The organism is Klebsiella electrica (genome assembly GCF_006711645.1).
Taxonomy (GTDB): Bacteria; Pseudomonadota; Gammaproteobacteria; order Enterobacterales; family Enterobacteriaceae; genus Klebsiella; species Klebsiella electrica.
Window position 1 is genome coordinate 143208 of the sequence record NZ_CP041248.1, and the last position, 12987, is coordinate 156194.

Genomic DNA, 12987 nt, shown 5'->3' on the forward strand with positions numbered 1-12987 from the left:
GATAAGAATCTACTTAGCACAAGGTTGATACCAGAGGAGGAGCAATGTTCGGCTACAGCCTGTTTCGCCTGAGCCTGTTTATTGCCCTGGCAATAATCGCCTGTACGGCTTCCGGGTTATTTACCTATTTAGTGGTCTCAGCGCTGGCTGAATAAAGCCGGCATTTGTGAAAAATATGTAAAATAAAACCTTTAGCACCGAGGGGAATACAGTGAACCGTTATTTTTCTCTCATTCCCGTTGTTATTTTAATAACAACGGCTTGCGATCAGAAAGCACCGCAAGTTACCCCGCTGCCGCGGATGGTAAAAGTTGCGGATGTCGTCGCCATTGGTGATTCACAGCAGCGCATTTTTCCTGCCCGTATTGAATCCGGGGATTCTACCGATCTGTCGTTCAAACGCGGCGGACAGATTGAATCCCTTGATGTGCGTCAGGGAGCCAGTATCTCTCAGGGGCAAGCGCTCGCCCGGCTCAACGCCCGGGAAGCGCAGCAACGCGTCAACGAACGGCAGACCGCAGCAACCCTCGCTCAGCGGCAGTTCGACCGCTTCCAGACGCTGGCCGGTCGCCAGGCCATTTCAAAAGCGGAAATGGATATCCAGCGGGCCAACCGTGATTCCGCCAACGCTGCGCTAAAAATCGCCCGCGAAGAGCTAAGTCAAATGACGCTCACCGCGCCGTTTAGCGGTATTGCCGCCAGCGTCCCGATCCGTAATCACCAGGTTGTCGCCGCCGGACAGCCGATCGTCACCCTGACGCGAACCGATCTGCTCGACGTGGTGTTCAGCATTCCGGAGAATCTTTTTACGACTATTGATATCCGCAATGCGCAGTATCGTCCGGTGGTGAAAATCAACTCTATGCCGGACCGTCAGTTCACCGCCGAATATAAAGAACATACCGGTAGCAGCGACAGCAACACTCTGACCTGGCAGATCATTTTAACCATGCCGCGCCCGGCCGATTTTCCGTCAGTGGGCGGCGTGAGTGGGACCGTGACGGTCAATCTGGCAAACCTGCCCGCCAGCGCGGGCGATAAAGCCGTCGTGGTGCCGGTTGAAGCGGTATTTAATCCGGATAATCGCCAGCGCAATGAGCCCCACGTCTGGGTAGTTAAAGGCGAAGGCGAACAGCTACAGCTTGAGGACAGAAAAGTTGGCGTCGGCCAGGTCACCTCTCAGGGAGTGGTCATTACCGAAGGGCTTAGCGTCGGCGAGCGCGTCGTGGCGGCAGGCGTCAGTGAACTGCATGCGCAGCAACCGGTTCGAATCTGGACGCGTGAACGAGGTTTGTAATGGATATCTCTCGTCAGTTTATTAACAACCCGATTCGCGTCTGGCTGACTATTTTACTGCTGGGCATCGGGGGTATTTTCGCCCTGCTGAATATCGGTCGCCTGGAAGACCCGGCGTTTACCATCAAGACCGCCGTGGTCATCACCCACTATCCGGGAGCCTCGGCGCAGCAGGTTGAGGAAGAAGTCACCCTGCCGCTGGAGAACGCGCTGCAACAGCTGCCCTATCTGGACAACGTCAGCTCAATTTCCTCCAATGGTCTGTCGCAAATCACCGTCAATATCGCCTCGAATTATCACTCCAGCGAGCTGCCGCAAATCTGGGATGAGCTGCGCCGTCGGGTAGGAGACGCCGCCCGGATGTTCCCGCCCGGCGTGGCCTCCCCCTTTGTGAACGACGATTTTGGCGATGTCTTTGGCTTCTTCTTTGCTATCTCCGGCGAGAGCTTTACCAACCCTGAGCTGGTCCGCTACGCCGAGCAGCTCAGGCGCGAACTGGTGCTGGTTCCCGGCGTTGGCAAAGTCGCTATCGGCGGTGCGATCCCACAACAAATCAATATCGATATCTCGCTGGCAAAAATGACCGCCCGCGGTATCACGCTCAACCAACTGGCGGCAATCCTCAGTCGCTTGAACGTAGTGTCTAACGCCGGTGAGATTAAATCCGGCAGCGAGTCAATTCGCCTGCATCCAACGGGGGAGTTTGAAAATCTCGACGAGCTGGGCGATTTGTTAATCAGCCCGCACGGCTCAGGTTCAGCGACGCGATTGCGCGATATTGCCACGCTATCGCGCGGACTCAGCGAATCTCCTTCCAGCATTTATCACGCTAATGGCCGCCAGGCGGTCACTATGGGGGTGTCGTTTATTCCCGGCGTCAACGTCATTGACGTTGGTCGCGCGCTGGAAAGCAAACTGGATCAGATGTCGGCGGAAAAACCGGCAGGGATCAAAATTGACCTGTTCTACGACCAGGCTGCAGAAGTGGCTCACTCGGTGAACGGCTTTATCACTAACTTCCTGATGGCACTGGCCATTGTCGTCGGCGTGCTGCTGATCTTTATGGGCGTGCGCAGCGGTATCATTATTGCCCTGTCGTTAGCGCTTAACGTGCTCGGTACGCTGCTGATTATGTATCTGTGGGGCATCGAGCTACAGCGTATCTCGCTGGGGGCGCTGATTATCGCCCTGAGTATGCTGGTCGATAATGCCATCGTCATCGTCGAAGGGGTACTCATTGCCCGCCAGCAGGGGTCGACGCTGCTCACGGCGATTAATTATGTGATTCGCCGCTCGGCGCTGCCGCTGCTGGGGGCGACGGTGATTGCTATTCTCGCCTTTGCGCCGATTGGCCTGTCGCAGGACTCCACCGGAGAATACTGCAAATCACTGCTCCAGGTGCTGCTGATTTCACTCATGCTGAGCTGGTTCTCAGCGTTAACCATCACGCCAGTACTGATTAAATGGTGGCTGTTCAAAGGGCAACAGCCGCCTGCTGAAACCTCGGATACCGACCCCTACAGCGGGCGCTTTTATCGCATTTATCAGCAGATTCTGCACACCCTACTGATGCGCAAAGCGATCACCCTGACCGTCATGGCGGCGCTGCTGGCAGCTTCAATATGGGGATTCGGCTCGGTGCGGCAGAACTTTTTCCCCTCATCGAACACGCCTATCTTCTTTGTTGACCTCTGGCTTCCCTATGGCACTGATATTGCGACAACCGAAAAGATGGCCAGCGATATTGAAACCTCGATTAACGGCCAGCCGGGCGTTGTCACCACCATCGCCACCGTTGGTCAGGGCAGTATGCGTTTTATCCTCACCTACAGCGGGCAACGGCAATACAGCAACTACGCGCAGATCATGGTACGCATGGACGACCAGCGCAGTATTAACGCTCTGACGCAGCATGTTGACAGCTATATTGCGCGCAACTATCCGCAGGTTAATGCCAGCAGCAAACGCGTGATGTTCGGCCCTTCCGGCGATAGCGCCATTGAAGTGCGCATCAAAGGCCCGGATCCCGACCGCCTGCGCCTGCTCGCCAGCCAGGTGGGCGATATTCTCTCCGCAGACCCGGCCACCGACGGCGTGCGCAACGACTGGCAGAACCGCAGCAAGGTTATCCGCCCACAATATTCCGCCAGCTTAGGCCGCGAACTGGGAGTAGATAAACAGGATATCGATAACGCGCTGGAGATGAATTTCTCTGGTAGCCGTGCGGGACTCTATCGCGAAGGGGCTGACCTGCTGCCGGTGGTGGTTCGCCCACCAGCCGCCGAGCGCCAGGATGCTAACCACCTGAATAATGTGCTGGTCTGGAGCCAAAACCGCCAGCAGTATATCCCGCTCAGTAACGTGGTCAGCGGCTTTAATCTCGAGTGGGAAGATCCTTTGATCCTGCGCCGCGACCGCAGCCGCGTACTGACCGTGCAGACCGACCCCGATCCGCTGAGCAATCAAACCTCAGGCGATATTCTGGCGCGCGTGAAGCCGCAAATCGATGCCCTCGCCCTACCGCACGGCTACAGTATTGAGTGGGGCGGCGACGCGGAGAATTCCCGCGAAGCGCAGCAGGGGTTGTTCACCACCCTGCCGCTGGGTTACCTGGTGATGTTTGTTATCACTGTGCTGATGTTCAGCTCGCTGAAAAACGCGATCGCTATCTGGCTGACGGTGCCGCTGGCGCTGATTGGCGTAACGCCAGGCTTTTTGATTACCGGTATTCCTTTTGGCTTTATGGCATTGATAGGCTTGCTTAGCCTGAGCGGGATGTTGATTCGTAACGGCATCGTGCTGGTTGAGGAAATTGAGCAGCAGAAGCAGGAAAAAGCGCAGCAGGAAGCCATTATTTATGCCGCCACCTCGCGTCTGCGCCCTATTCTGCTGACCGCCTTCACCACCGTTCTCGGTCTGGCCCCTTTATTATTGGATGTCTTCTTCCAGAGTATGGCGGTAGTTATTATGTTTGGTCTGGGTTTTGCTACTATTCTGACGCTGCTGGTTCTGCCAGTGATTTACGCCTGTTTCCATAATAAGAGCCTATCCCAGTAGGCGTATATTGTTGCAGCCAGTTTGGGCACGGACAGCGCGCAACAACCGAAGCGTACACGCAGTACGTGAGGCTTGTGAGCACTGCCCAGGACCAAAATGGCAAATAAAATAGCCTAATGGGATAGGCTCTAAGGATATGAAGCCACAATAATGAACAGTACCGGATTAAATATTATTAAAACGCTGGGATGCATGACGGCGGTGACCTTCTTCACCATTTATAACACCCGGGATCACTATGATTACGACTATCACTGGATCCTCGGTTTTCTGACGTTTATTTCGACCATAGCCACGCCGCTGTTTTTTGTGGTGGCGGGCTATCTGGATTCGCAGTCACGGCACGATGCGCAGTGGCAAATGGGTAAAATCAAAAGCGTAGTTATCGTCTTCCTGTTCTGGATGACAGTGTACTATCTCTGGGAACCCTACCAGCGCGGTTATCTTATCCAGCCGTGGTTTGTTTTTGCCTTTATTGTGATTTACACCTTTCATCCGCTTATCGAGTGGCTCAGCCAGCGACGCAAGCTATTTTTCGGCGTGGTATTTGCGCTGCTGTTGCTCTCATATGGCTACGATCTGCTGTCCGCGCTGTATCCTGATGTTCATGCGCTGAGCCTGGCCCCGCAGTACCGTTTGTGGACCTGGCTGCTGTTTTACCTGACCGGCCAGCTGTTCAGCGATCCGCTGGTCGCCAGTTGGCTGACCCGCGAGAGAGTGGTGAAAGGCGCGATGATCGCCATTCCGTTTATTTATCTCTTCACCTGGTTTTACGAGCGCCATTTCTTCTTCGCCCTGTTTAAGGCTGACAGAAATGCGTTCATTCTTACCGGATCACAAATTTATATTTTGGTGGTGGCGCTGGTGATTGCCGCCAACGGCGTGCGGTTTCGTAAAAACAGCGAGTTTAAAGAGACCATTCTGGCGACTATCAGCAAAACGATGACCGGCGTCTATATTCTTCACTACTCCGTTTTTCATCTGCTGACCGCGCTTATCCCAATTAGCTCGCTGGGAACCAAGTTAATGCTGATTGTCCTGACGTTCATCGCCTCGGTGTTAATTTCAATGCTAGCGCTGTCCAATTCGCTGGTGAAAAAGGTGATTACGATTTGATGCCCTCTTAAAAACCGTAGCGCAGCCACGCAAACAGCACGTTGCCGTTATTGTAGGTGCCGGGAATATAGGTGAACTGCACGCTCAGGCGGCGATAGCTGGCGGAAAAGAGCGGCAAAATAATCGGTAGCGGTACGTAGTTGGCGAAGTCTTCTCGGGCGGTGATCCCGGCGGTCACCCCAAGCCCCAGGCGAAAATCGCGACTACTGTCCAGATACCAGCCCTTCTCCCAGCCGTAGCCGATAATCGGCTGCCACTCGTTGTGCGAATCCTTAAACATCATCGCGTAGAGTGAGCTCCAGTTACCTTCTTCGTTATATCTTGAGACACCAAATCCCCCGCCCCACGGCATCTCATTGTAGTTATCGGTTTTCTCTTTATCGTACATAAAGCGGTTGTGCCAGCTGAGAAATGGCAGATACAGGTCGTAGTTTTGCGGCTGATTCCAGGTTTGCGAGACATCGTCTTTTAGCCAGTTCCACCAGCCGCTGACGCGTTGTTCGCCATAAACCTTTGTTTCCGCCTGTACCGCAAAGGCGAAAATAAACAGAGTTCCCCACACTATCCGCAGACAACGTCGCATTGTTTTATCCTTAAAGGGGTCGTCTCAGAATTCGGAAAATAAAGCACGCTAAGGCGTAGTCACCCCGTGACTCCCCCGCGCCGATGCAGCGAGCTTCGTTCCGTCTTGCAGTGACGCAATCAGCGGGCAGGAAACGTTCCCTTTCCGCGCATGGCAGGCGCACACCAGTTCAGACAGCACGGCCTCCATGCGTGCCAAGTCGGCCATCTTCTCGCGCACATCCTTGAGCTTGTGCTCGGCCAGGCCGCTGGCTTCCTCGCAATGGGTGCCATCCTCCAGCCGCAGTAGCTCGGCGATTTCGTCCAGGCTAAAGCCCAGCCGCTGGGCCGATTTCACGAACCGCACTCGTGTTACATCCGCCTCGCCATAGCGGCGAATGCTGCCATAGGGCTTGTCTGGCTCCGGCAGCAGGCCCTTGCGCTGGTAGAACCGGATGGTCTCCACATTGACCCCGGCCGCCTTGGCAAAAACGCCAATGGTCAGATTCTCAAAATTAATTTGCATATCGCTTGACTCCGTACATAACTACGGAAGTAAGCTTAAGCTATCCAAACCAAATTTGAAAGGACAAGCGTATGTCTGAACCACAAAAGTCTGAACCACAAAAGTCTGAACCACAAAAGTCTGAACCACAAAACGGGCGCGGCGCGCTCTTCGCCGGTGGGCTGGCCGCCATTCTTGCGTCGGCCTGCTGCCTGGGGCCGCTGGTTTTGATCGCCTTGGGGTTCAGCGGGGCATGGATCGGCAACCTGACGGTGCTGGAACCCTATCGCCCGATCTTCATCGGCGCAGCGCTGGTCGCGCTGTTTTTCGCCTGGCGGCGCATCTACCGCCCGGCGCAAGCCTGCAAACCGGGTGAGGTCTGCGCGATTCCCCAAGTGCGAGCTACTTACAAGCTCATTTTCTGGATCGTGGCCGCGCTGGTCCTGGTCTCGCTCGGATTTCCCTACGTCATGCCATTTTTCTATTAATCACAGGAGTTCATCATGAAAAAACTGTTTGCCGCCCTCGCCCTCGCTGCCGTTGTTGCCCCCGTGTGGGCCGCCACCCAGACCGTCACGCTGTCCGTGCCTGGCATGACCTGCGCCTCTTGCCCGATCACTGTCAAGCACGCGCTTTCCAAGGTTGAGGGCGTGAGCAAGACCGACGTAAGTTTCGACAAGCGCCAGGCCGTCGTCACCTTCGACGATGCCAAGACCAACGTCCAGAAGTTGACCAAGGCGACCGAGGACGCGGGCTATCCGTCCAGCCTCAAACGCTGATCCGTTAACCGAACTCGGGAGCGACACATGGGACTCATCACGCGCATCGCTGGCAAAACCGGCGCGCTCGGCAGCGTCGTTTCCGCGATGGGCTGCGCCGCCTGTTTTCCTGCCATCGCCAGCTTTGGCGCGGCCATCGGACTGGGCTTCTTGAGCCAGTACGAGGGGCTATTCATTGGCATCCTGCTGCCGATGTTCGCCGGCATCGCGTTACTCGCCAATGCTATCGCTTGGCTCAATCATCGACAGTGGCGACGCACGGCGCTCGGCACGATAGGCCCGATCTTGGTGCTGGCAGCGGTGTTTTTAATGCGGGCTTACGGCTGGCAGAGCGGTGGACTGCTCTATGTCGGCCTGGCCTTGATGGTTGGGGTGTCGGTCTGGGATTTCATCTCGCCAGCACATCGCCGCTGCGGGCCGGACAGCTGTGAATTGCCAGAACAACGTGGCTGACGGCAACAGCCGTAGCCACCACAGAAAAGGAAAAATACATGACCACCCTGAAAATCACCGGGATGACCTGCGACTCGTGCGCGGCTCACGTCAAGGAAGCCTTGGAGAAAGTGCCCGGCGTGCAATCGGCGCTGGTGTCCTATCCGAAGGGCACAGCGCAACTCGCCATTGAGGCGGGCACGTCATCGGATGCGCTGACTACCGCCGTGGCCGGACTGGGCTACGAGGCAACGCTTGCCGATGCGCCACCGACGGACAACCGCGCCGGCCTGCTCGACAAGATGCGCGGCTGGATAGGGGCCGCTGATAAGCCCAGTGGCAACGAACGCCCGTTGCAGGTCGTCGTCATTGGTAGCGGTGGAGCCGCGATGGCGGCAGCACTGAAGGCCGTCGAGCAAGGCGCGCAGGTCACGCTGATTGAGCGCGGCACCATCGGCGGCACCTGCGTCAACGTCGGTTGTGTGCCGTCCAAGATCATGATCCGCGCCGCCCACATCGCCCATCTGCGCCGGGAAAGCCCATTCGACGGCGGCATGCCACCCACACCGCCGACGATCTTGCGCGAGCGGCTGCTGGCCCAGCAGCAGGCCCGTGTCGAAGAACTCCGTCATGCCAAGTACGAAGGCATCCTGGACGGCAATTCAGCCATCACCGTTCTGCACGGTGAAGCGCGTTTCAAGGACGACCAGAGCCTTATCGTTAGTTTGAACGAGGGTGGCGAGCGCGTCGTGATGTTCGACCGCTGCCTGGTCGCCACGGGTGCCAGCCCGGCGGTCCCGCCGATTCCGGGCTTGAAAGAGTCACCCTACTGGACTTCCACCGAGGCCCTGGCGAGCGACACCATTCCCGAACGCCTTGCCGTAATCGGCTCGTCGGTGGTGGCGCTGGAGCTGGCGCAAGCCTTTGCCCGGCTGGGCAGCAAGGTCACGGCCCTGGCGCGCAATACCTTGTTCTTCCGTGAAGACCCGGCCATCGGCGAGGCGGTGACAGCCGCTTTCCGTGCCGAGGGCATCGAGGTGCTGGAGCACACGCAAGCCAGCCAGGTCGCCCATATGGACGGTGAATTCGTGCTGACCACCACGCACGGTGAATTGCGCGCCGACAAGCTGCTGGTCGCCACCGGCCGGACACCGAACACGCGCAGCCTGGCATTGGAAGCGGCGGGGGTAGCCGTCAATGCGCAGGGGGCCATCGTCATCGACAAGGGCATGCGCACCAGTAGCCCGAACATCTACGCGGCCGGCGACTGCACCGACCAGCCGCAGTTCGTCTATGTGGCGGCAGCGGCCGGCACTCGTGCGGCGATCAACATGACTGGCGGCGATGCGGCCCTGGACCTGACCGCAATGCCGGCCGTGGTGTTCACCGACCCGCAGGTCGCCACCGTGGGCTACAGCGAGGCGGAAGCACATCACGACGGGATCGAGACCGACAGTCGCCTGCTAACACTGGATAACGTGCCGCGTGCGCTTGCCAACTTCGACACACGCGGCTTCATCAAGCTGGTCATCGAGGAAGGTAGCGGACGGCTCATCGGCGTGCAAGCGGTGGCCCCGGAAGCGGGTGAACTGATCCAGACGGCGGTGCTCGCCATTCGCAACCGTATGACCGTGCAGGAACTGGCCGACCAATTGTTCCCCTACCTGACCATGGTCGAAGGGCTGAAGCTCGCGGCGCAGACCTTCAGCAAGGACGTGAAGCAGCTTTCGTGCTGCGCCGGATGAGGAAAAGGAGGTGTTCAATGAGCGCCTACACAGTGTCCCGGCTGGCCCTTGATGCCGGGGTGAGCGTGCATATCGTGCGCGACTACCTGCTGCGCGGATTGCTACGGCCGGTCGCGTACACCACGGGCGGCTACGGCTTGTTCGATGACACCGCGTTGCAACGGCTGCGCTTTGTACGGGCTGCCTTCGAAGCGGGTATCGGCCTGGACGCACTGGCGCGGCTGTGCCGGGCGCTGGATGCTGCGGACGGTGACGGTGCATCTGCGCAGCTTGCCGTGTTGCGGCAACTCGTCGAGCGTCGGCGCGAGGCCCTGGCCAGCCTCGAAATGCAACTGGCCGCCATGCCAACCGAACCGGCACAGCACGCGGAGAGTCTGCCATGAACAGCCCAGAGCACTTGCCGTCTGAGACGCACAAACCGATCACCGGCTACTTGTGGGGCGCGCTGGCCGTGCTCACCTGTCCCTGCCATTTGCCGATTCTCGCCATTGTGCTAGCCGGCACGACGGCCGGCGCGTTCATCGGGGAGCACTGGGGTATTGCAGCCCTCACGCTGACCGGCTTGTTTGTCCTGTCTGTGACGCGGCTGCTGCGGGCCTTCAAGGGAAGATCATGACCGCTTCCCAGCCAGCCGAGAGTGGGCAGCTTTGAGCTTCGCTACCAATCTGGAGGAGTACCACCATGAACGCAAACGCCCCGAACACTGCCAGTTGCACCACCTGCTGCGTATGCTGCAAAGAAATTCCGCTCGATGCCGCCTTCACCCCGGAAGGCGCGGAATACGTCGAACATTTCTGCGGGCTGGATTGCTATGAACGCTTCCAGGCACGCGCCAAGGCCGCGACAGAATCTGACATTGCACCTGTCCCTGGCGGTTCGCAGCCGTCAGATTGAGGCATACCCTAACCTGATGTCAGATGTTGAGCACAAACAACGTCAGAGTAGGGTATTAATTTATATTTATTGACACATTCAGCCAAGGGTAATAGATTTCATCCTGACATTTTTACCTTTGGAGGCATCTTGCAAGGTCAACGTATCGGCTACGTTCGCGTCAGCAGCTTCGACCAGAATCCTGATCGACAACTGGAACAAATAGAAGTCGGCAAGGTATTCACCGATAAGGCTTCAGGCAAGGACACACAACGTCCCGAACTTGAAAGGCTGCTGGCCTTCGTCCGCGAGGGCGACACCGTGGTGGTGCATAGCATGGACAGGTTGGCACGCAACCTTGATGACCTGCGCCGCATCGTCCAAGGGCTGACACAACGGGGCGTGCGCATGGAGTTCGTCAAAGAAGGGCTAACGTTCACCGGCGAGGACTCACCGATGGCCAATCTGATGCTGTCGGTCATGGGAGCCTTTGCTGAGTTCGAGCGCGCTCTGATCCGCGAACGTCAGCGCGAGGGAATCGTGCTGGCTAAGCAGCGCGGGGCCTACCGGGGACGAAAGAAATCGCTGAACAGCGAACAAATTGCCGAGTTGAAACGGCGAGTTGCGGCAGGCGACCAGAAAACCTTGGTGGCCCGTGACTTCGGCATCAGCCGCGAAACCTTGTACCAGTACCTGCGGGAAGACTGACCATGCCACGCCGCTCAATCCGGCACTGTTGCAAATAGTCGGTGGTGATAAACTTATCATCCCCTTTTGCTGATGGAGCTGCACATGAACCCATTCAAAGGCCGGCATTTTCAGCGTGACATCATTCTGTGGGCCGTACGCTGGTACTGCAAATACGGCATCAGTTACCGTGAGCTGCAGGAGATGCTGGCTGAACGCGGAGTGAATGTCGATCACTCCACGATTTACCGCTGGGTTCAGCGTTATGCGCCTGAAATGGAAAAACGGCTGCGCTGGTACTGGCGTAACCCTTCCGATCTTTGCCCGTGGCACATGGATGAAACCTACGTGAAGGTCAATGGCCGCTGGGCGTATCTGTACCGGGCCGTCGACAGCCGGGGCCGCACTGTCGATTTTTATCTCTCCTCCCGTCGTAACAGCAAAGCTGCATACCGGTTTCTGGGTAAAATCCTCAACAACGTGAAGAAGTGGCAGATCCCGCGATTCATCAACACGGATAAAGCGCCCGCCTATGGTCGCGCGCTTGCTCTGCTCAAACGCGAAGGCCGGTGCCCGTCTGACGTTGAACACCGACAGATTAAGTACCGGAACAACGTGATTGAATGCGATCATGGCAAACTGAAACGGATAATCGGCGCCACGCTGGGATTTAAATCCATGAAGACGGCTTACGCCACCATCAAAGGTATTGAGGTGATGCGTGCACTACGCAAAGGCCAGGCCTCAGCATTTTATTATGGTGATCCCCTGGGCGAAATGCGCCTGGTAAGCAGAGTTTTTGAAATGTAAGGCCTTTGAATAAGACAAAAGGCTGCCTCATCGCTAACTTTGCAACAGTGCCTGATTCGATGTGTTTGCGGGAAAAAAATCGGCCCAGATCCGCGAAATTTTAATCAGCGAGTCAGCTTGGGAAGAAATGACCTGCTTATTCGCACCTTCCTTAATATAAAGACACAAGCAGAGACATTTTTGGCACGATATAAAAACGCTAAGTTAAAAAATCACTATGACGTGTTGGGTATCAAATGTTCACTGGCATAAACCTCTGTTTCTGATGTAAAACAGATTTTCTGAGGAGGCGTAAAACCTCCTCGTACTGCGAAATTGATTTAGTGATAGCGATCGATCACGCCAACCAGATAGTGGTCGGTTTGCTGCATGTTGATGCCCGCTTTTTTAGCGCTGCGGACTTCATCCAGAATGATTTGCAACAGCGTCCCGTCCACGATTTCCTCTTTTCTGTATCGCTTCAGGAAGTTAATCGCTGACTTATCGTTTGCTGCCTGGGCGTCTTCCGTCAAAGAGGTCAGCGCATTAATGCGCTTCTGGTAATCGCTTACCGTCTGCTCAAACAGATCTTCCAGCGTGGAAAATTCACCGCACCGGGCGTGTTGCTCCTGTAACACCGGCGTGGCGCCGCTCTGTTTGATGTATTCGTACATGCGCATCATTTGCGTCACCGTATTTTGCGCCTGATGACGCAAAAATAGTGCGGTGCCATTAAGGCTATTCTCGCTGCACCTCTGGCTGAGCTGAAGATACAAATTTGAGGTATAAAACTCCTGATTCATTTGCGCATTCAGTTTTTGAACTATTCCGCTAGCGATCATAGGACTTCCTTATTTCTTGTCATCTCAGAAAACGGTCACTCTTCGAAAAAACAACCAGAATAAAAGCGATTCTTTCGCTTTTTTTATTGCGCCTGGTTACGCAGTCATATTCATTTTAAGTCGGGATGCTCCTTATTTAAATATCCAACCCTACTATCGCATTTCTATCTGGCATTATTCTGTGATGGTGTTTCGATATTCACACTCCCTGTGCCAATCCTTTCTTATCGACAGTAGGAAACTTCCTCCGGCTATTCTGCTGAACACGATTAGGGGCACTGTTGCAAAGTTAGCGATGAGGCAGC

14 protein-coding genes and 1 pseudogene are annotated in these 12987 nt (G+C 56.1%); 12 read left to right on the plus strand and 3 right to left on the minus strand.

All coding sequences use genetic code 11. The features are described from left to right. The first annotated feature begins 211 nt into the window (after positions 1 to 211). From Electrica_RS26035 to Electrica_RS26045, 3 genes are all read left to right on the plus strand, one after another. The gene (locus Electrica_RS26035; protein WP_016241530.1) at positions 212 to 1297 is read left to right on the plus strand and encodes an efflux RND transporter periplasmic adaptor subunit; all 1086 of its coding nucleotides are present in this window, start codon (positions 212 to 214) and stop codon (positions 1295 to 1297) included. Continuing rightward, the gene (locus tag Electrica_RS26040) at positions 1297 to 4353 is read left to right on the plus strand and encodes an efflux RND transporter permease subunit (protein WP_045270087.1); all 3057 of its coding nucleotides are present in this window, start codon (positions 1297 to 1299) and stop codon (positions 4351 to 4353) included. The genes Electrica_RS26035 and Electrica_RS26040 overlap by 1 nt, the downstream gene beginning before the upstream one ends. A 192-nt stretch (positions 4354 to 4545) precedes the next feature. Continuing rightward, positions 4546 to 5469, plus strand: coding sequence for an acyltransferase (locus Electrica_RS26045; protein ID WP_024196075.1), 924 nt, complete (start codon positions 4546 to 4548; stop codon positions 5467 to 5469). Between the two features lie 7 nt (positions 5470 to 5476). Here the strand turns inward: Electrica_RS26045 and pagP are convergent, their stop codons facing one another. Continuing rightward, positions 5477 to 6052, minus strand: a complete 576-nt coding sequence (gene pagP / locus Electrica_RS26050; RefSeq protein ID WP_045270086.1) for a lipid IV(A) palmitoyltransferase PagP — start codon at positions 6050 to 6052, stop codon at positions 5477 to 5479. A 48-nt stretch (positions 6053 to 6100) separates the two neighbouring features. Further along, positions 6101 to 6556, minus strand: a complete 456-nt coding sequence (merR, locus tag Electrica_RS26055; protein ID WP_001166628.1) for an Hg(II)-responsive transcriptional regulator — start codon at positions 6554 to 6556, stop codon at positions 6101 to 6103. Between the two features lie 71 nt (positions 6557 to 6627). Here merR and merT point away from each other — a divergent pair, with 71 nt between their 5' ends. The 9 genes and pseudogenes from merT to Electrica_RS26105 all read left to right on the plus strand — a co-directional run bounded on the left by merT (position 6628) and on the right by Electrica_RS26105 (position 11861). Continuing rightward, positions 6628 to 7023, plus strand: a complete 396-nt coding sequence (merT, locus tag Electrica_RS26060) for a mercuric ion transporter MerT (RefSeq protein ID WP_001294653.1) — start codon at positions 6628 to 6630, stop codon at positions 7021 to 7023. A 15-nt stretch (positions 7024 to 7038) separates the two neighbouring features. Further along, positions 7039 to 7314: a mercury resistance system periplasmic binding protein MerP gene (gene merP / locus Electrica_RS26065; protein ID WP_000732275.1), complete on the plus strand. Its 276-nt coding sequence runs from the start codon at positions 7039 to 7041 to the stop codon at positions 7312 to 7314. A gap of 27 nt (positions 7315 to 7341) precedes the next feature. Further along, positions 7342 to 7767 carry an organomercurial transporter MerC gene (gene merC / locus Electrica_RS26070; protein ID WP_000522996.1) on the plus strand — a complete coding sequence of 142 codons (426 nt, stop codon included), beginning with the start codon at positions 7342 to 7344 and terminating at the stop codon, positions 7765 to 7767. A 38-nt stretch (positions 7768 to 7805) separates the two neighbouring features. Next, positions 7806 to 9491: a mercury(II) reductase gene (gene merA / locus Electrica_RS26075; RefSeq protein WP_000209296.1), complete on the plus strand. Its 1686-nt coding sequence runs from the start codon at positions 7806 to 7808 to the stop codon at positions 9489 to 9491. 17 nt (positions 9492 to 9508) lie between these two features. Continuing rightward, the gene (gene merD, locus Electrica_RS26080) at positions 9509 to 9874 is read left to right on the plus strand and encodes a mercury resistance co-regulator MerD (protein ID WP_001277466.1); all 366 of its coding nucleotides are present in this window, start codon (positions 9509 to 9511) and stop codon (positions 9872 to 9874) included. Next, a complete protein-coding gene (merE, locus tag Electrica_RS26085; RefSeq protein WP_001087807.1) occupies positions 9871 to 10107 on the plus strand; it encodes a broad-spectrum mercury transporter MerE in 237 nt (78 codons plus the stop codon). Before merD ends, merE begins: the two co-directional genes overlap by 4 nt. A 50-nt stretch (positions 10108 to 10157) precedes the next feature. Then, positions 10158 to 10385, plus strand: a pseudogene (locus tag Electrica_RS26095) (DUF3330 domain-containing protein); the annotation flags it as partial. 129 nt (positions 10386 to 10514) lie between these two features. After that, entirely contained in the window at positions 10515 to 11072 is a 558-nt protein-coding gene (locus tag Electrica_RS26100; RefSeq protein ID WP_001162010.1) for a recombinase family protein, read from the plus strand. Between the two features lie 84 nt (positions 11073 to 11156). Further along, a complete protein-coding gene (locus Electrica_RS26105) occupies positions 11157 to 11861 on the plus strand; it encodes an IS6-like element IS26 family transposase (protein ID WP_001067855.1) in 705 nt (234 codons plus the stop codon). Between the two features lie 320 nt (positions 11862 to 12181). Here the strand turns inward: Electrica_RS26105 and Electrica_RS26110 are convergent, their stop codons facing one another. Beyond that, a complete protein-coding gene (locus Electrica_RS26110) occupies positions 12182 to 12682 on the minus strand; it encodes a non-heme ferritin-like protein (protein ID WP_001752509.1) in 501 nt (166 codons plus the stop codon). Positions 12683 to 12987: the final 305 nt, after the last annotated feature.